We start from the raw sequence: 245 nt of genomic DNA on the forward strand, positions 1-245 counted from the left end.
GCTCGTATGGCGGGTACATGGCATTGGAATACGTCACTCGCTATCCCCAGCATGTCTCGCAAGTCGTGCTACGAGATACAAAACCCGGCTCAGATCGCCAGGATGGCGCGACAAAGAGGGCGCTGGAAGCCAATCTTCCCGGGCTGACAGAAGATGAGCTGGTCCGTATGTTTGCCGGCGAGATGCGTTCCAACGAAGAGCTAAAATCCGTATTTTTCGCTCTCCAGCCTTTATATACGGTGGAG

General features: G+C 54.3%; 1 pseudogene. It reads left to right on the forward strand.

Annotated elements, in window-relative coordinates:
- Nucleotides 1–23 precede the first annotated feature (23 nt).
- Nucleotides 24–245 (forward strand): annotated as a pseudogene (locus SB775_RS32760) (alpha/beta fold hydrolase); the annotation flags it as partial.

This window comes from Peribacillus sp. SIMBA_075 (assembly GCF_046534585.1).